The organism is Tenacibaculum aquaeponti (assembly GCF_052084715.1).
Taxonomy (GTDB): domain Bacteria; phylum Bacteroidota; class Bacteroidia; order Flavobacteriales; family Flavobacteriaceae; genus Polaribacter.
Genome location: NZ_CP197288.1, coordinates 3,140,473 through 3,160,017 on the forward strand (window position 1 = coordinate 3,140,473; position 19,545 = coordinate 3,160,017).

The 19,545-nt window shown below is 32.4% G+C and carries 14 protein-coding genes; 6 read left to right on the forward strand and 8 right to left on the reverse strand.

Annotation, left to right across the window (positions count from 1 at the left end; all coding sequences use genetic code 11):
- Window positions 1-24 precede the first annotated feature (24 nt).
- Window positions 25-792 (forward strand): hypothetical protein, encoded by a 768-nt coding sequence (locus tag ACSIGC_RS14220; RefSeq protein ID WP_442265470.1) that lies wholly within the window; start codon window positions 25-27, stop codon window positions 790-792.
- On the opposite strand, the gene ACSIGC_RS14225 is transcribed toward ACSIGC_RS14220, so the two are convergent.
- A complete protein-coding gene (locus ACSIGC_RS14225) occupies window positions 789-2,060 on the reverse strand; it encodes a replication-associated recombination protein A (RefSeq protein WP_442265471.1) in 1,272 nt (423 codons plus the stop codon). The genes ACSIGC_RS14220 and ACSIGC_RS14225 overlap by 4 nt on opposite strands.
- Window positions 2,061-2,137: 77 nt before the next feature.
- Between ACSIGC_RS14225 and ACSIGC_RS14230 the strand changes: the two genes are divergently transcribed.
- A complete protein-coding gene (locus ACSIGC_RS14230; RefSeq protein ID WP_442265472.1) occupies window positions 2,138-2,857 on the forward strand; it encodes a rhomboid family intramembrane serine protease in 720 nt (239 codons plus the stop codon).
- 28 nt (window positions 2,858-2,885) lie between these two features.
- Here the strand turns inward: ACSIGC_RS14230 and rlmB are convergent, their stop codons facing one another.
- The 7 genes from rlmB to ACSIGC_RS14265 all read right to left on the reverse strand — a co-directional run bounded on the left by rlmB (window position 2,886) and on the right by ACSIGC_RS14265 (window position 15,822).
- Window positions 2,886-3,629 carry a 23S rRNA (guanosine(2251)-2'-O)-methyltransferase RlmB gene (gene rlmB, locus ACSIGC_RS14235; RefSeq protein ID WP_442265473.1) on the reverse strand — a complete coding sequence of 248 codons (744 nt, stop codon included), beginning with the start codon at window positions 3,627-3,629 and terminating at the stop codon, window positions 2,886-2,888.
- Window positions 3,630-3,704: 75 nt separating this feature from the next.
- On the reverse strand, window positions 3,705-4,532 hold the full coding sequence (locus tag ACSIGC_RS14240) for a hypothetical protein (RefSeq protein WP_442265474.1): 828 nt from the start codon (window positions 4,530-4,532) through the stop codon (window positions 3,705-3,707).
- A 23-nt stretch (window positions 4,533-4,555) separates the two neighbouring features.
- Window positions 4,556-5,944: a RagB/SusD family nutrient uptake outer membrane protein gene (locus tag ACSIGC_RS14245; protein ID WP_442265475.1), complete on the reverse strand. Its 1,389-nt coding sequence runs from the start codon at window positions 5,942-5,944 to the stop codon at window positions 4,556-4,558.
- Between the two features lie 5 nt (window positions 5,945-5,949).
- Window positions 5,950-9,093, reverse strand: a complete 3,144-nt coding sequence (locus ACSIGC_RS14250; RefSeq protein WP_442265476.1) for a SusC/RagA family TonB-linked outer membrane protein — start codon at window positions 9,091-9,093, stop codon at window positions 5,950-5,952.
- A gap of 139 nt (window positions 9,094-9,232) precedes the next feature.
- Window positions 9,233-10,789 (reverse strand): SusD/RagB family nutrient-binding outer membrane lipoprotein, encoded by a 1,557-nt coding sequence (locus ACSIGC_RS14255; protein WP_442265477.1) that lies wholly within the window; start codon window positions 10,787-10,789, stop codon window positions 9,233-9,235.
- A gap of 11 nt (window positions 10,790-10,800) precedes the next feature.
- Window positions 10,801-14,070 carry a SusC/RagA family TonB-linked outer membrane protein gene (locus tag ACSIGC_RS14260; protein ID WP_442265478.1) on the reverse strand — a complete coding sequence of 1,090 codons (3,270 nt, stop codon included), beginning with the start codon at window positions 14,068-14,070 and terminating at the stop codon, window positions 10,801-10,803.
- A gap of 120 nt (window positions 14,071-14,190) precedes the next feature.
- On the reverse strand, window positions 14,191-15,822 hold the full coding sequence (locus ACSIGC_RS14265; RefSeq protein ID WP_442265479.1) for a hypothetical protein: 1,632 nt from the start codon (window positions 15,820-15,822) through the stop codon (window positions 14,191-14,193).
- Between the two features lie 177 nt (window positions 15,823-15,999).
- Between ACSIGC_RS14265 and rpsL the strand changes: the two genes are divergently transcribed.
- From rpsL to rpsJ, 4 genes are read left to right on the forward strand one after another with little or no spacing between them, the layout of a single operon-like run.
- The gene (rpsL, locus tag ACSIGC_RS14270) at window positions 16,000-16,380 is read left to right on the forward strand and encodes a 30S ribosomal protein S12 (protein ID WP_075342596.1); all 381 of its coding nucleotides are present in this window, start codon (window positions 16,000-16,002) and stop codon (window positions 16,378-16,380) included.
- A gap of 29 nt (window positions 16,381-16,409) precedes the next feature.
- Entirely contained in the window at window positions 16,410-16,886 is a 477-nt protein-coding gene (rpsG, locus tag ACSIGC_RS14275) for a 30S ribosomal protein S7 (RefSeq protein ID WP_095074036.1), read from the forward strand.
- Window positions 16,887-16,891: 5 nt separating this feature from the next.
- Window positions 16,892-19,009, forward strand: coding sequence for an elongation factor G (fusA, locus tag ACSIGC_RS14280; RefSeq protein WP_442265480.1), 2,118 nt, complete (start codon window positions 16,892-16,894; stop codon window positions 19,007-19,009).
- 5 nt (window positions 19,010-19,014) lie between these two features.
- Entirely contained in the window at window positions 19,015-19,320 is a 306-nt protein-coding gene (rpsJ, locus tag ACSIGC_RS14285; protein ID WP_075342599.1) for a 30S ribosomal protein S10, read from the forward strand.
- The last annotated feature ends 225 nt before the right edge of the window (window positions 19,321-19,545 follow it).

Sequence of the window (19,545 nt, forward strand, 5' to 3'; positions counted from 1 at the left end):
GTTTTTGATATAAATTTATTAATGATGAAAAAAGTACTTATTCTTCTATTCTTAACCACAACAGCTGTTTTTGCTCAGAAAGATGTAAATAATTATAAATATATTTTAGTACCTAAACAATTTGATGGTTTTAAAAAAGCAGATCAATACCAAACTAGTTCATTAATTAAGTTTTTATTAGAAAAAAGTAATTTTACTGTTTTTTTAGAGGATGAATCTTTACCTACAGATTTAGCAACTGATAGATGTAAGGCATTAACAGCAAATTTACTCAATGATTCAGGAATTTTTAGCACCAAAGTTCAAATTGAATTTAAAGATTGTTTTAATAAAACAATATACACCTCCGTATTAGGAAAAAATAAATTAAAAGATTATAAGAGAGCTTATCATAAGGCAATAAGAGATGCTTTTAAGTCAATTCAACAACTAAATTATAAATATATTCCTGAAGCAAATGAAAAACCTATTGCTGTTAATAATAGTGTTTCTTCTACAAAGGTAGCTGTAAATAAGGTAGAGAATACAGTTAAACAGGCTGATGTTAATGTTGAAGAGAAAGTCAATGAAGCAGTCTCAGGAATTCTTTATGCACAGCCTAAAGATTACGGATTTCAATTAATTAATGATATTCCAGAAGTTGTTTTTAAACTTTTAAAAACTAAAAATCCGAATACATTTATTATAAAAGATAAAAATGGAACATTTACAAAGAAACAAGGTAATATTTGGTCTGCCGAATTTTATGAAAATGATAAACTAGTTACTAAACTTTATAGTGTAAAGTTTTAGTAATTGTATTTCTCTTTCCAGCGTTTTCTTAATGTTTCTCGGAAACTGTTTTCTCTAGCATTGTTTCCAGGTTCATAAAGTTTTGTATTAGAAATTTCTTCGGGAAGGTATTCTTGATTTACAAAGTTGTTTTCATAATTATGAGAGTACAAATAATCTTTTCCGTAATCTAAATCTTTCATCAATTTAGTTGGAGCATTTCTTAAATGTAAAGGAATAGATAAATCGCCAGTTTTTCTAACTAAATCTTGAGCTTTACCTATGGCCATATAAGAAGCATTACTTTTTGGGGAGTTAGCCAAATAAACAGCACATTGACTTAATATTATTCTAGATTCTGGATATCCAATTACAGATACAGCCTGAAAAGTATTATTAGCTAAAATTAAAGCAGTAGGATTAGCATTACCAATATCTTCTGAAGCAGAAATTAATAATCTTCTAGCAATAAATTTTACATCCTCACCGCCTTCAATCATTCTAGCTAACCAATACACAGCTCCATTAGGATCACTTCCTCTAATTGATTTAATAAAGGCAGAAATAATATCGTAATGTTGCTCACCTGTCTTATCATATCTAACAGTGTTTTTCTGTACTTTTTCTAAAACAAGTTTATTGGTAACTTCTATTTCATTTTCAGAAGCTACTATTAGTTCAAATACATTTAAAAGTTTTCTAGCATCACCTCCAGAAATTTGTAACAAAGCATCTGTTTCTTTTAATGTTATTTTTTTAGAAGATAAAATCTCATCCTTTTTAATCGCTCTATTTAAAAGTGCAATTAAATCATCTTTATCAAAAGAATTTAAAATGTATACTTGACAACGAGACAAAAGTGCTGGAATAACTTCAAAACTTGGATTTTCAGTAGTTGCACCAACTAATGTTACCCATCCTTTTTCTACAGCACCAAGTAAAGAGTCTTGTTGTGATTTGCTAAATCGGTGAATTTCATCAATAAATAAGATTGGATTTTTTTGAGTGAATAATCCTCCACTTTTTTTGGCTTTCTCAATTACTTCTCTAACATCTTTTACGCCAGAACTTATTGCACTTAGTGTGTAAAATGGTCTATCGGACTCTTTGGCAATAATATTAGCTAAGGTTGTTTTTCCTATTCCAGGAGGTCCCCAAAAAATTAATGAAGGAATAATTCCATGTTTAATATGATTGGTTAAAATACCATTTTTACCAACTAAGTGTTGTTGACTAATATAATCGTCTAAAGATTTGGGTCTAATTCTTTCTGCCAAAGGTGCACTCATAAAGTAAAAATAGGAAACATTTATGACAGATTAACAAGAAATATAAAATGGTTTTCTTTTTGATAACTATATAAAATATGGAACAAGAGGAACAATTTCAGTTTAAGAATAATATAATAGTGATTCCTTTATTATTTGTTTTCGCTATATGGTTCGTTTATTGGGTAGAAATTAAATTTGGTTTTAATTTTAACAAACTTGGCGTATTACCAAGAACATTAAAAGGTTTTAAAGGTGTTTTTTTGTCTCATTTCATACATATCGACACAAAACATTTGTTTAATAATTCAGTTCCTCTGACAGTGCTTTTAATGGCTTTATTTTATTTTTATAAAGAGGTAGGAGGGAAGTTGCTAATTATTGGTGGTCTACTAACAGGTTTTCTTACCTGGATTATAGGTAGAGAAGCTTATCATTTTGGAGCAAGTGGTGTTGTTTATTTATTATTCAGTTTTATTTTTTTTAGTGGAATTATTAGAAAACATTTTCGTTTGGTTGCTATGTCTTTAATTGTAATTTTTCTTTATGGAAGTATGATTTGGTATTTATTTCCTATAGAAAAAGGAATTTCTTGGGAAGGGCATTTGTCAGGTTTTTTAATTGGGTTAATTTTTGCTATTTACTATAGAAAAGTGGGTATAGTTAAAGAGAAATTTGTGTTTTCTAAAACGGAGTTTGATGAAATGTTTGATGAAGAAGGGAATTATGTACCTCCTGTTTTAGAAGAAGAACAAAACTTTGAAGAAATTAATTACAGATATATTTATATACCTAATGTTAAAGAGGAGGAAGAATAAAAAAAAGGAGCTTTAAAGCTCCTTTTTTTTATGATTTTATTCTTTGTCTTATGGTTTCATATAAAAAAGCACCACAAGCTACAGATACATTTAATGATTCTATTTCTCCTAATAAAGGTAATTTTGCTTTGTAATCAGCCATTTTCAAAACTGAATTACTAACTCCTTTATGTTCAGATCCCATTATGATTGCCGTAGGTTGATTTAAGTCTACATCATAAATTGAATCTTCTGTTTTTTCAGTAGCAGCTACTAATTTAATATCTGCTGCTTGAAATTGAAATATAGCGTCTTTTATATGATCTACTTTACAGATAGGAACTTTAAACGCAGCACCGGCAGAGGTTTTTATAGTTTCTGCATTTACTGGAGCACTACCACTTTTCTGAATAATTATCCCATCTACACCTGTACATTCAGCAGTCCTTATAATTGCACCAAAATTCCTAACATCAGATAGTTGATCTAAAATAATAAATAGAGGTGTTTTATCGGAATTTAAAGTTTTCTCCATTAATATATCTAATTCATAAAAAGTAATGGGAGATATTTTAGCAACAGCTCCTTGGTGATTATTATGTTTAGATAGCCTGTTTAATTTTTCTACAGGAACAACACTTGTAGATATTTTATTTTTTTTAATAAGTTTTTCTAATTCAAAGTAAAGTTCTCCTCTTAAACCTTTTTGAAGATATACTTTGTCTATTGTCGAATTACTTTCAATAGCTTCTATAATAGCTCTAATACCAAAAATTGTTGTAGTCTGTTCCATGTTGCAAAGGTATAATAAGTATAATAAAAAAACCATCTCTTTAAGAGATGGTTTTTAAATACTATGAAATAAAGTTTATTGCTTCGTTAATTTAAACTCATAAGCTCCAAAGTTACCTAAAGAACCATTTGTAGAAATTGAGAAACCACCTTCGTTGTAAGCTGTTTCACTAATTGTTAGGTTAGCAAAAGCAGCAATGTTTAAAGGATCATTGCTATAAGAAACTTTAGCATTACATGTATCAAAAGTAATTACTGTTCCGTTTGGTAAATAAGTATTGAAACCAGCAGAATTTGTAACTACTAACTTAATACCATCAGTATCAGTAGGATCTAAAGCTAACTCAATTTGATAAGATTCACCAAAAGCACCTGCTAAAGTTAAACCAGCATTAGTACCACCAGCACTAAATACCTCAGCAACAGTATATGTTCCTACCCAATCATTGATTGAAATAGGACAATCATCATCAATTAAAGTTAAATTTTGAGTTACGTTATTAACGCCTCCTACTAAACCTACAGGAGCAGAACTATCTGATGTTAATGTTACAGCTATCTTTAAATCTCCGTCAGTAGCAGCGTTGTTTACTGGTGCTATAACAATTTTACCAGAAAACTCACCAGCAGGAATCTCTAAAGTTCCTCCAGTTACATCTACATATCTAGAAGGATCTTCAGAAGTAACTGTATATTTAACAGTAACACCGTTTTGATTTGATTTTGCACCATATAAAACGTCTATTTCAACATTTGTAGCACCTTCAGATACAGTTCCTGTTTCAGAAGCTAGCTGAATAAAACCAGCTTCAGGAATATCAGTGATAATATTCTCAGTTGGATCACATCCTGCTAAAACCAATACAGCAAGAATGAATATATATGAACTTATTTTTTTAATCATAATTATTAAATTTTAATTACTAATTAGTAACCAGGGTTTTGTACTAAATTAGGATTAGCGTTTATTTCAGATGCAGGAATAGGTAAAGTAAATCTTTGATCTGCAGGAGTTAATGTGCAAGCATTATCTAATGATGCACAATCTTCAGAAGCTCTGTTAAGTCCTTTACCTAATCTACCTAAATCAAACCATCTATGGCCTTCATAAGCTAATTCAATTCTTCTTTCATTAAAGATAAAATCTAAAGCATCATTTAAGTTAACATAAGTTGGTTGAGTAGTATTAGAACCAAAACGAGCATCTCTTAATCCTTTTATTGTCATCTGTGATGCAGCGTAGTTTCCAGCTCTAGCTTCAGCTTCAGCCTTAATTAAATGCATTTCAGAAACTCTAAATACTTTAACATCAGCTAAAAATTCTAAAGCAGTACCTGGGTATTTGTTGATTAAGTGTGAGTTAGCTCCAGGGTCACTATCAGCAACATTTAAATTAGTAGAATATCTAATATCTGCTGGATCTAATTGATTAAAGAATGAATTAGACATTTCAATAAATGGTCCACCTCCTGAAAAGTGCCAAATAAATCCTGGTCTAGCATCTCCTTGTATTCTTGCAGCTTTAAAAATAACCTCTGTATTATCTTGATCTAAGAACATTGCTCTATATTGAGCTTGATCAGCTAAAGGGTATTTTGCGATTAATTGGTTCGCTAAACTTAAAGCAGTAGTATATTCACCAGTAAATAATGCAATTCTAGCTCTTAAAGCAGTGATAAAATCTGCAGTAACAAAACGATTATCAGTTTGTGTAGCATCTAATAAACCACTTGCAGCAGTAAGATCAGCTTGAATAGCTTGAAGTACTTCTGAAACAGTATTTCTTGTCAAATTTTCTGTTGTAACAACAAAATCTACAGCAGGAACACTTAGTCCATTAGGATCTAAATAATCTGGAGTAAAGTATTGAAATAACTCGAAATGAGCAAAAGCACGTAAAGCACGAGCTTGACCTAATATGTGATTTGCAGCAGTTTCTTGTCCTGCTTTATCTACTGTAGGGAATGCTTGAATAACTCTCGAAGCATAGTTAATCATTCTATATCTAGTAATCCAAATAGTTTGAGCGATACCAGTGTTTGGATTCATAACTAAACCGTGTAAGTTTAATTGCTGACCACCATTATCAACACCAACTTTTGTGTTATCTGTAAAAATAGAATTTAAAGTAATAGAACTATTATCATACTGACTATAAGCAGCATTAAGTCCATTTTGTAAATCTGTTACATTCTGAAAAGCTGTTTCAGGAAGTAAAGAGTCGTTAGGTAAAATGTCTAACTGCTCATCACACGAAATAAATAATGTTGATGAAGCTAGAGCTAATCCTAAAAATATTTTTTTAATTGCTTTCATTTTTTTTAAAGTTTTAAATCAACACCTAATGTTATAATACGTGAGTTCGGGAATGAGAAGAAATCATTAGAAGCAAAAGGATCAAATTCTGGATCGAATCCTCTCCATGCAGACCAAGTTAATAAGTTCTCTCCTTGTAAATACACTTTCATTGAACTAAAAGGACTTTTCTTAACTAAAGAGTTTGTTAATTCATATCCAATAGCGATGTTTTTTAATCTTAAATAAGAAGCATCTTCTAAGTATCTGTCAGAAAGTAAGTTTCTAGTTGAACCAGAGTTTAAAGATGGGATACCAGTGATATCACCTGGTTGTTGCCAAGCATCTAATAAGTTAGTAGTAGCATTAATTATACCAATTAAACCTGGATCTTCAGCTACACCTAATGTACCATTGTATCTGTAAACGTCTGCAGCAAATGTAAATTGAGCATCTAAAGAGAATCCTTTGTGGTAGAAAGAAGTACTAAATCCTCCTTGGTAAGTTGGTATAGTAGACTTTCCAGTAAATACTCTGTTTGCTGGGTCATATTGTTCAGTAATGTTTCCATCTCTATCTAAATAAAGAGGTCTACCATTTGCAGGGTTTACACCAGCCCATCTAACTGCGTAATATTCATTAAATTTATGTCCTACAGCTTCAGGAGCTCTTTGACCTGGATTTAATATAATATCTCCATTAGCATCAGCTTCAACACCTTCTAATCTTGTAATTTCGTTTTTGTTTAAAGATCCATTAACATTAACAGTCCATGAAGTATTTTCGTTTGAAATTAATTTATAATTTAAAACTGCTTCTAAACCTCTGTTTTCCATGTCTCCAATATTACCTGGAACTTGAGTAAATCCAGTTAAGTTACTTACTAAGTTAGTACCAAATAAATCTGTAGTTTTATTAATATATGCATCGAAAGATCCAGTAAGTTTGTTGTTTAATAATCTAAAATCAACTCCTACGTTTGCTTTTGCAGTTTCTTCCCATTTAATATTAGGGTTACCTAATTGACTAGGGAATAAACCAACACTACCATTATAACCACCTCCAGTATTAAACTGATCAAAAGGCACGTCTAAACCGCCATAGTAACCACCTAATAATCTATCGTTACCAGTGATACCATAACTACCTCTTAACTTGATGTCGTTTACGATATCTGAAGGTTCAAATAAAGATTTTGTTAAGTTGGCAAAACCTCCAACAGCCCAGAATAAACCAAATCTATTGTCTCCAACAAAACGAGAAGAACCATCACGACGTAAAGTAACATCAAATCCAGCAATCTTATCATAGTCGTAAGTAGCTTTTCCAACTAAAGAGAACTGAGATACTTTATTTTTAAAAGAACCTACTCCAGGTATATAGAAATAATCATCTACACCATCATTGTTAGGGTCTTCAGTAGTAGTACCAGCTACGAAACCAGCTCCAACTCCTTCTAAACCTGGTATTAAACCAGTTTGCGCATAGCTGAATCCGTTAATTTGTGAATATAAAAATTCCGTAATACCTATAACAGAGTAATTATGTTTCTCGTTAATAGTGTCATCGTAACTTAATCTGAAATCAGAAATAGTTCTTGTGTCTCTGTTGTAGTTTTGACTTTGAGATCCTTGGAATTGTGCATTAGGGTCATTTGCATTTCTACCTCTAATACTATGTGTTGGTTGTAATTGGAAGTTTTCACTTTCAATCATATCCACACCAAATCCAATATGTCCTCTTAATTTATCTGTAAAGTTATAATCAGCAGTTAAAGATCCAGTAATTCTTAATTCTGTAGTTCTGTTTGTATCAAATCTAGCAACATTTTGAGCGATATATGGAGTGTTTAAGAATCCATCATCGTCATCAGGGTCAGTGTTACCTTCTACATTTAAAGTTCCATCAGCATTATAAGCTGGTAAATATGGTTTAGCAACAAAAGGAACGATAAAAGGGTTACTTAAAGATCCACTTCCAGTTCCTGTTCCAACACCACCTGCAAAATCAGATCTACTAAATCCAATACCAATAGTTGAGTTGAATGTAAATTTGTTAGCTTTATAAGTAGTGTTATTTCTAACAGTCATTCTCTGTAATCCAGAACGTAAAGTAATACCTTCTTGATCAAAATATCCTAAAGAAGTATATGAATTAATGTTTTCTGAACCAGAAGAAAAAGAAAGATCATGAGAAGTAAAATTACCTACTCTTAATAAAATATCTTGCCAGCTTGTGTTAGTTTGAGAAGCTGTAGCAATTTGTGCATCAGTTAAAGGAATTGGTGCAGCTCCAGCAGCTCTTACAGGTAATCCTGTAACTGAAGCAATGTAGTCATCATAAGCACCACTACCAACACCAACACCAGCTTGTCTTTCAATTTCTAAAATTTGTCTAGAGTTTGCTAATGTGAAGTTAGGGTTTTGTTTGAATGTAAATCCACTTCTTCCTGAATAACGAATTTGTAATTTTTGACCTGATTTACCTTTTTTAGTTGTAACTAAAATAACACCACCAGTTGCTCTGTTACCATAAATAGCTGTTGCAGATGCATCTTTTAATACTGTTACCGAAGCAATATCATTTTGGTTGATAGATCTAAAGTTATCTTCATCTACAGGAACTCCATCAATAACAAATAATGGCTCAGAGTTACCAGATAAAGAGTTAATACCTCTTAATAAAATAACACTGTTTCCACCTGGTTGACCGTTACCTGTAGCAATATTTAAACCTGGTGATTGAGATTGTAAAGCTTGTACTAAAGATGCAGTAGGTCTTCCTTCTACGTCCTCTGCACTTAATACAGTTACAGAAGAAGAAACCGTTTCTCTACTTTCTGTACCATAACCAGTAACTACAACTTCTTCTAAAACATTATCTCCTTCCATAGTGAAACTGATATTGTTTGAAGCACCAACTACTTTTTCTACAGTTTTCATACCAACAAAACTAAAAACTAAAACATCTCCAGTTTTTGCTTTAATTGAATACTTTCCGTCAAAGTCAGTTTCAGTACCAGAAGTGGTACCTTTTTTTAATACACTAACTCCAGGTAAAGGCCCGGTTTCATCCGAAACAGTTCCTGAAATTGTTCTGTCTTGCGCAAATGATATTTGCACAACCAACGCCAAAAGGAGCGTTAAAATCCCATTAAACTTTGTTTTCATTGTATAATTGTTTGAATTAATCAATCGCTAAAATCTTAATTTTATCTTAAATAAACAATTTTTTAACAAAAAAAAGAAAAAGCTAACCTGTAAAGGTTAGCTTCTCTATATTTATGATAAATCTTTAAAAAATTTATATCTATAAATTTATTGGTGTTGCATCAAATAAACCAGGTAATGGGTTTGGTGTATTTGGATTGTTGTCAACTTCTACTTGTGGATATAAGAATCTTTGAGGGATTTGACTTCCTGTTTTTGCAGGAATACCTAATATGTTGTTTGTTCTTCTGATATCATGGAAAGGTTGTAATTGACCAATTAAAGTGATATACTTCTCTTCTATAATTTCTCTTAATAAAGCATCTCCAGAAGAAGTAGAGTGAGGGAAACTGGAACTAAAACTTATTGTGCCAGTTTGACAAGAAATAGGTGAAGCTTTTAAGTCGCATATTTCGTATGTTAAATTATCTACTCCTGAAAATTGAATATCTTGTTCGTTTATGATAACTTCTACATAATCATCAATTAAGTTATCACTAGTTCCATTATTATTTACGCTAGCTATACCATTTATTGGTTGGTTATTTATAGAGATCCTTACACTATCTGAAAATGTGGTAGGATAGTTTACTTCAAATTTTCTTGTTTTGTAATCTAAAGCAAGCTTGTCTCTAACAGCATTAAAAGCTGTAATATCTCCAGCATCTCCTGTTCTATTAGCAGCTTCAGCTTCAATTAATTTTACTTCTTCATATGAAATTAAAGGGAAAGATTGAGTCTGTCCAAATACACCAGTAGCAGTTGTGTTTGGATCTGTTCCAGTAAAGTAATATGCATGTCTTTGTGCTTCACCAGGAGTATTGATTAATCTGTTTACAGAAGTGTTTCCTAAATCAATTAGTTGTTCTAAATAAGAACCAGTAGCTCCTAAGTATCCTTCTCTTTCATCAACCATGAATTGATAATATAGGTTTCTATTTTCTGGAGAAGTGCCGTGTAAAGATACTAAACTTCCAGCAGGAGAATCTATTCCTAATCTAGCACTAGTTAAAGCATTAGCATAATCTTTAGCCAATAAATAATATCTAGCTTTTAAAGAGTGAGCGATTTGCGCCCAAGTAGCTGAACTAGACATTCTATTTCCAGCGTATAATGATGCAGGAGCTGAACCTATATTTGTAATTGCTTGATCTAAAAGATTCTGTACTCCTGCTAAAACAGAAGCTTGAGAATCGTATTCTGGAGCAAAGTTGTTGTCTGCGTCACTTGCTTGATTAAATGGTATGTCTCCAAAAAGAGCTGCTAATTCTCCAAAAAGAACAGCTTCTGTAATTTGAGCAACCCCTGCAAGTTGTGTGTTCCCGTCTTCTAAAGCTAATTTTTTAGTTAATTTAGCTTGAGTAATACCTTCCACATAGGCATCATCCCATAGATCATCAAATTCACCAGCTGTTATAGAGTAAGCTTCTACAGTTAAATATTGACGATCTTCTCCAGAAAATTGATTCATAAAGATACCAGCATATCTAGCACCATTACTTTCTGCTAATTGCATCCAACTTAGTTGAGCTTGTCCTATAATAAGTTCAGGAGCAGCAGAACTAAAGTTATTTGGGTCAGTATTTAAGCCTTCAGTAAAATCTTTACATGAAGCTAAAATAACTAAGGATAATATAAAATATTTTATGTTCTTCATTTTTTAAGTTTTTAGAATGATAATCTTAGAGTTGTGATAAAAGATCTAGTTCCTGGGTTGCTAAAGTATTCTAAACCACGACCTTTAGAAGCACCAGTTAAATTGTTGTCTGGATCGAATCCTTCGATATCAGTCCATATAAATAAGTTTCTTCCAGTTACACCGATTTGTAGACTTTCAATACCAAGTTTATCAGTAACATTTTTATCGAAATCGTAGAATAAAGAAACTTCTCTTAATCTTGTCCAAGATGCATCTTCAATAAATGGCTCAGAAACATCTCCAAATCCTCCTCCATTTGTTGTCCACCATGCATAGTCAACAGCAACAGGACCTCCACCAAAATCTACTTCATATCCTCTGAAAGCAGTTCCAGCAGCAATAAGATCACCGTCTGCGTTTAATAAATCCTGAGAAGCAATAGTTTCGTTAGCTGTGTCTGGGTGTATACCGAAGAAGTTTAGTACTCCTCTTGTACCATTCCATACATCATTTCCTTGAGAAGTTTCAACTTGAGCAGATAAAGTAATACCTTTATAAGAAACAGTTGTACCTAAACCACCTCTCCAATCAGGGTTTGGGTCACCAATAAATTCGTTAGTAGCAGCCGCTGTAGGGAATCCATTTGCGTTTAATACAAGGTCGCCATTAGCATCTCTGTCATAAACTCCACCTCTAAGTACTGCGAAAGGTTGATTTTCAGCAACACCAGAAGAAGTTGAAGTAAATCCATTTAAAGTGAAGTAACCTGCTCCTGCCATGTTTTCAACTAAACTTCTGTTTTGAGTGAAGTTAATATTAGCATTCCAAGTAAAGTTTTCGTTTTGAATAATCTTACCAGATAAATCAATTTCAATACCTTTATTTGAGATTGTAGCAGCATTTCTAAGCTCTTGAGAGAAACCGTTAGAAGGAGGTGTTGGTAAAGAAAGTAAAACATCCTCCGAAGTTCTGTTATAGTAAGTAGCAGATAAGCTTAATCTGTTATTGAAGAATCTTGTATCGAAACCAACTTCAAATTCTTTAATACGCTCTTCTTTTAAGTCTGGGTTACCACGTGTAGCTGATTGAGTTAATGGGTTTCCATATAAAGATCCATCAAAACCGTCTCCCCAAGAAGAAGTGATTCCTCCTGTTGTAATTACTGTTCTTGTTGAATAAGGTACTGGCTCAATACCAACTTCACCATAAGAAGCTCTAATTTTACCAAAAGAAACAAAAGAGTCTTTTACATAATCAGAGAAGTTCCATCCTAAAGATGCACTTGGGTAAAAGATAAAATCGCCAGGAATAGTTGATACATATTCACCTCTACCTGTTAATTCAACTAATAATTGATCCCATAGATCAAAGTTTAATACTGCAAAACCACCTGATTTTCTTGTGTTTTGGATAAAGTCAGAAGGATTAGAGTTTTCAGAAGTAGCATTACCTAAATTTAAAAATACTTCATCAGGGTTTGTAAAGTTAGTTTCAGTACCGCTTAATCTTTTGAATTTGTTTTCAAACATTTGGATACCAGTAGTGAAGTTGAACTTTACATCATTAGTTAAGTTATAGTTACCAGAAAGGAAGAAGTTGTAGTTTTGGTTACTTTCAGTAATTCTATCTTCGCTAAATAAACCTTGACTACCGTCTCCAGCAGATCCAGCAGGCCAAAAGTTAATTCTGTTGTCTTGATAGTAATCTAAACTATATCTACCTGTAAAAGCTAAATTGTCATTTATCTTATAAGTGAATTCTGGTGCTATAATAAAACGATCAACTTCGTTTAAGTTTTTTTGCTCGTTTAAAGTCCAAAGTGGATTGTTATATGTTGGAGCAGAATATTGGAAAGTACCAGTTTCAGCATCAAATGTTCTAGTTGAACCTAAATATCTTCTATATCCTCTATGAGAGTTAGGAGTAGGGATTCCTGAAGCTGAAAAATTTGTTCCTTTATAATCTCTAATGTCAAAATCAGCTGGAGTTCTTAAATAACCTAAGTAAAGACCATTTAAGTTAGATCCAGTTTGGATTCTGTTAGAGCTAATGTCAACATAAGTAGTAGATAATTTTACAGTAAAATTGTCTGAAATATCTGTATCGTTATTTAATTTAATTGAAGTTCTTTTGTAGTCAGAAGCTCCTCTATAGATACCTTCTTGATCCCAGTTAGATAAACTTACAAAAGTTCTTGAATTATCTCCAGCATAACTAAAACTTACATTGTTGTCAAAAACAATACCGTTTGTAAAAACAGCATCTCTGTTTTCTTGATTAAATGTTTGTCTTGAATTTTTTTGTGTAATTGGATAGTAAATTGTACCATCGTCAGCTACGAAGTATTGACCAGTAGTGTCTACTGAATCAGCACCACCTGCTCTGGTCGAAATTTTAGCACCATAAGAAGTAGATGCAGTAGGTAAATCAACTCCTGTAAATCCAGGTTGACCTAACCAAGCATTAGGGAAACCTTGACCATATTGATCTTGTTTAGCCCATTCTCTGTTTACTTCATCAATAGAAAGAGCAGACTTTACATTTACTTGCCATCTTTTTCCTCCTTTAGATCCTCTTTTGGTTTTAATTACGATTACACCATTTGCAGCACCTGTACCGTAAATAGCAGCAGCAGATGCTCCTTTTAATACAGAGATAGATTCGATGTCTTCTGGGTTAATGTCGTTAAGACGAGACTGTTGTACTACACCAGCAGTACCACCACCAACTGCGCTATTAGAAATAATTGCACCATCTAATACAATTAAAGGACTACTATCTCCTAAAATTGTGTTTTGACCCCTAATCTGAATGTAAGCTCCAGCTCCAGGATCTCCAGAGTTTCTTGTTATGTTAACTCCGGAAGTTTTACCAGATAAACCTTGTAATACCCCTGCTTCTCCAGACTTTTGTAATTGGTCTACTTTTACAATACTAGTAGAACTTAAATCATTGTCTTTTTTCTTCTCTGTACCAAGAGCAGTAAGTACAATTTCTTCAAGAAGGTTATCTGTAGCTAGGGTAACATCCATTTTGTTTGAATTACCAACAGTTTTTTCAACTGTTTTCATACCAACAAAACTAAAAATAAGAACATCTCCTGTTTTTGCTTTGATCGTGTATTTACCATCAAAGTTAGTTTCTGTTCCTGTTGTCGTTCCCTTTTTTAATACACTAACTCCAGGTAATGGATCAAATCCATCTGTAACAATACCGGAAATAGTTCTGTCTTGTGCAAAGGAAACATGCACAAGCAACGCCAAAATAAACGTCAAAATTCCATTAAATTTTGTTTTCATTATGTAATTATTTGAATTAATGTGTGCTAAAATCTTAAATAAAACTTAAAAAAACAACAAAAAGAGTTAATAAAATGTAAATATCTAATTATGGGTGTTAAAAAAGGTTGGTTTTTGTTTTTAAAGGTAGTTTTTAAATATGATTGATAAATTATATGGGGTGTTGTTGCGAATCTTTGAAATTCCACTAGATATAGATAGATTAATTGAGGAATTTTTTCTTTTAAATGCATACCCGATTCCATAACCCAAGATGTGAAAATTGTTTTTATTGATATCTTGGAATACTCCTGGGTCAATAAAACTATAAATGTAATTTTTTTTTGATGTAGAATATCTGTAGTCTAAATTTATGTAGGAGAAATTCTGAGTAAAAATACTTTGAGGTTCGAAACCTCTTATGGATTTAATTCCTCCAATTCTGTATAGTTCGTTTAGGTAATAATTAGGAGAAAAAAGTAGACCTGTTTTGTTTTTTATATGTACTGAATTTTTTTGATTAATGTCAATCGTTAACGAAACTTCTATTTCTGTTTTTATTTGTTTTGAAGAGTTGTTGTTTGTTTTTCTTTTTCCAATAAGAGGAGTGAAGTTGAAAGTGAATTTGGGTGAAAGATTTTTGTCTAAGTTCAAACTTTGGTAATAGAAATTTAAACCAAAGAAATATGATGAAAAATTAGGAGTATTAAAGTTGTTTGTTGAAGTTTCGTTGGATTCTTGATTTTCAAATTGAATTCCTGTTTTTATTTTGCTGTTAATGTCATATAAGAAGGATGTTTTGAAGTTCGAATTTAAAAAAGTGCTGTCTTGGCGATATATTTCAAAAGAGCTTTGGTTAGATATTGGGGAGTTGAAAAGATATGGTGTAAAGATTTTCAAAATTAAATTTTGTCTATCATTACCGTTGGCATTCCAGTTAAGATGTAGTTTTTCTCCTGTGTTTAAAAGGTTGTTTAGCTCTAGATTTATATTTCCATTAATTTCTAGTCTTTCGGTATTTTCAGAATTGAAATTTATAAGGCCGTCAAAATTGCTGTTTTTTGCTTTTTCTACATATATATATATAATAGTAGAGTCTTTGCTGAATAAGAGTTCTGGTTCTTTTTTTTGTTTTATAAAAGGAATAGCATTAATTCGATTAGATACTTGTTTTATTAAGTTTTTGTTGATGGTTGATTTCGGTTTTATTTTTACGAAATGCTTTAGATAAGATTTAGGAAATTTATCATACCCTTTAATTAAGATTTTATCTAGAGTTCTTTTTCTTGATTCTTTAATATTTAAGGTAGCGTAAATTTTATTATCTATTAATTTGATTTCTTCTAAATGAGATTTAGAGAAAGGTTTGCCTTGAGATTCAAGCTTTGAATTAATTTCTTTCAAGGTTTCAAGTAGTTCTTCAGTACGGATTTCTTTTTTGATTCTTGAAGAGGCGATTTTGGTGTCGGGTGTAGTTAAGATTATGGAGTCAATTTTTTTTCCAAAATGGAGGTAAACAAGTTTTTGGTTTTTATTGTCTACTGTAGAGTCAATTCTGTTGTAGAAATATCCTTTTAATTTTAACACATAAGAAATTGAGTCTAAAGTTTTTTTGAATGACTTATTTGGTTTTATTTGATTGAGTTTGTTAAGTTGTATGTTTTTTTCTTCAGAAGCATTTCTAAAAATAAATTTCAATTTTCTTTCCTGAGAAAAAAGTAAAGAATTGATTAAAAGTAGTATGTATGCTAGTAAAAATAGTGTTTGCTTCACAATTTGAAATTAAATGCTAAAGTATATTAAAATCAGTAGATTCCCCTTCTTTTGTTGTGTTGATGTAAAAATAACTTACTGATATTTGAATAATTAGAAATTAATCGTACATTTGCACACTCTTAAAAATAGAGATTAATATTAATAAGTACAAACGAAAACAAGTAATTAATTAGTATGCCAACTATTCAACAATTAGTTCGTAAAGGAAGAACCAAAATAACTAAGAAGAGTAAATCGGCTGCATTGACGGCATGTCCTCAAAGACGTGGAGTTTGTACGCGTGTATACACTACAACACCAAAGAAACCTAACTCAGCTATGCGTAAAGTAGCTCGTGTTAGATTAACAAATGGTAATGAAATTAACGCGTATATCCCAGGAGAAGGGCACAACTTACAAGAGCACTCGATAGTATTAGTTAGAGGTGGAAGGGTAAAAGATTTACCAGGGGTTAAATATCACATCGTACGTGGTGCATTAGATACTGCAGGTGTTGAAGGGAGAACTCAACGTAGGTCTAAATATGGAGCAAAACGCCCTAAAGACAAAAAGTAATTATTCAGTAACTTTTTTAATGTAAAGACATGAGAAAAAGAAGAGCGAAAAAAAGGATTTTATTACCAGATCCAAGATTTAATGATCAATTAGTAACACGTTTTGTAAATAACTTAATGTGGGATGGTAAGAAGTCTGTAGCGTTCAAAGTGTTTTACGATGCAATTGATATCGTAGACCAAAAGAAAACTGACGAAGAGAAGTCAGCTTTAGAAGTATGGAAAGATGGTTTGTCAAATGTAATGCCTCACGTAGAAGTTCGTTCACGTCGTGTGGGAGGTGCTACATTCCAAATACCAATGCAAATCCGACCAGATCGTAAAGTGTCAATGGCGATCAAGTGGATGATAAGTTATGCACGTAAGCGTAATGAAAAAACTATGGCACAACGTTTAGCAGCTGAGATTTTAGCAGCAGCTAAAGAAGAAGGAGCTGCAGTTAAAAAGAGAGTTGATACTCACAAGATGGCTGAAGCTAACAAGGCATTCTCACACTTTAGATTTTAATAAAAATGGCTAGAGATTTAAAATTTACGCGAAACATTGGTATTGCTGCTCATATTGATGCAGGTAAAACTACAACAACAGAACGTATCCTCTATTATACAGGGGTTTCTCACAAAATTGGAGAAGTACATGATGGTGCTGCTACAATGGACTGGATGGAGCAAGAGCAAGAAAGAGGTATTACAATTACTTCGGCTGCTACTACTTGTACATGGAACTTCCCAACTGAAAACGGAAAGGCAGTTTCAGATACAAAAGGTTACCACTTCAATATTATTGATACTCCGGGTCACGTTGACTTTACAGTAGAGGTAAACCGTTCTTTACGTGTGTTAGATGGTTTAGTTTTCTTATTCTCTGCAGTTGACGGTGTTGAGCCTCAGTCAGAAACTAACTGGCGTTTAGCTGATAACTATAAAGTGCCTCGTATCGGTTTTGTTAACAAAATGGATCGTCAAGGTTCTAACTTTATGGCGGTATGTCAGCAAGTTAAAGATATGTTAGGGTCTAATGCAGTGCCAATTGTAATGAATATTGGTGATGAAGCTGATTTTAAAGGTATTGTAGATTTAGTAAAAAACCGTGCTATTGTATGGCATGATGAAACTCAAGGGTCTACTTTTGATGTTATCGATATTCCAGAAGATTTAAAAGAAGAAGCAGCAGAATTAAGAGGTAAACTTATTGAGGAAGTTGCAGCTTACGATGAAAATCTTTTAGAGAAATTCATGGAGGACGAAAATTCTATTACTGAAGAAGAAGTGCATGCTGCTCTTCGTGCTGCTGTAATGGACATGTCTATCATTCCTATGATTTGTGGATCGGCGTTTAAAAACAAAGGAGTTCAGTTTTTATTAGATGCAGTATGTCGTTATTTACCTTCACCAGTGGATAAAGATGCTATTGTAGGAACTGATCCAAACACTGGTGATGAGATTACTCGTAAGCCAGATGCAAAAGAGCCTTTTTCAGCATTAGCATTTAAAATTGCTACAGATCCTTTCGTAGGTCGTTTAGCTTTCTTCCGTGCTTATTCTGGTCGTTTAGATGCAGGTTCTTATGTTTTAAATAACCGTTCAGGTAAAAAAGAACGTATTTCACGTATCTATCAAATGCATTCTAATAAGCAAAATGCAATTGAGTATATTGAAGCTGGAGATATTGGAGCTGCTGTAGGATTTAAATCTATCAAAACTGGTGATACCTTATCTGATGAGAAGAATCCAATCGTTCTAGAATCAATGGACTTCCCTGATCCAGTAATTGGTATCGCAGTAGAACCTAAGACTAAGGCAGATGTTGATAAATTAGGAATAGCTTTAGGGAAATTAGCTGAAGAAGATCCAACTTTTACAGTAAGAACAGATGAAGCTTCAGGTCAAACAATTATATCTGGAATGGGTGAGTTACACTTAGATATTATTGTAGATCGTTTAAAGCGTGAGTTTAAAGTAGAAGTTAATGAGGGACAACCTCAAGTAGAATATAAAGAAGCGATTACAGCTACTGCTGAACACAGAGAAGTTTATAAAAAACAATCTGGTGGACGTGGTAAGTTTGCTGATATCGTATTTACTATGGAACCAGCTGAAGAGGGAACTCAAGGTTTAGTTTTCGAATCTGTTATTAAAGGTGGAAACGTACCGAAAGAATTTGTTCCTTCAGTAGAGAAAGGTTTCAAAGAAGCAATGAAGAATGGTCCTTTAGCAGGATACGAGATGGATTCGATGAAGGTAACTTTAACGGATGGATCTTTCCACCCTGTAGATTCTGATCAATTATCATTCGAACTAGCTGCTAAAATGGGTTACAAAGCTGCTGCAAAAGCTGCAAAAGCTAAGATTATGGAGCCTATAATGAAGTTAGAAGTGTTAACTCCTGAAGAAAACATGGGAGATATCGTAGGAGATTTAAATAGAAGACGTGGACAAGTATCAGATATGTCTGATAGAGCAGGTTCAAAAGTTGTAAAAGCTACTGTGCCATTATCTGAAATGTTCGGTTATGTAACAGCTTTAAGAACTATGTCTTCAGGTAGAGCTACTTCTACAATGGAATTTTCACACTATGCTGAGACTCCTTCTAATATTTCAGAAGAAGTTATCGCTAATGCAAAAGGTTAATTAAGATGAGTCAAAAAATTAGAATAAAATTAAAATCTTACGATTATAATTTAGTTGATAAATCAGCTGAGAAAATCGTTAAGACAGTAAAAAGTACAGGTGCGGTAGTAAACGGACCAATCCCTTTACCTACTCATAAAAAGATTTTTACAGTATTACGTTCACCACACGTAAACAAAAAATCGAGAGAGCAATTTCAATTATCTGCTTACAAGCGTTTATTAGACATTTATAGTTCTTCTTCTAAGACTATTGATGCTTTAATGAAACTTGAATTACCTAGCGGAGTTGAGGTAGAGATCAAAGTATAAGTACATTTAGTATTTAACGAAAGAATGGCTTTTGCAATTATGTAAAAGCCTTTTTTGCTGTTTAAGGTTTTTGACTATAGAGATTAAATTTGATGATTTTGAAATTTGTTTTACTGCATAAATTGATTTACTGATTAAGTGATAAAAGAAAAGGTAACTTAACTATCATGAAATCATTTAAATAATTGAAATTATTTTGGTTATGTGTTTGTTTTTTTATACTTT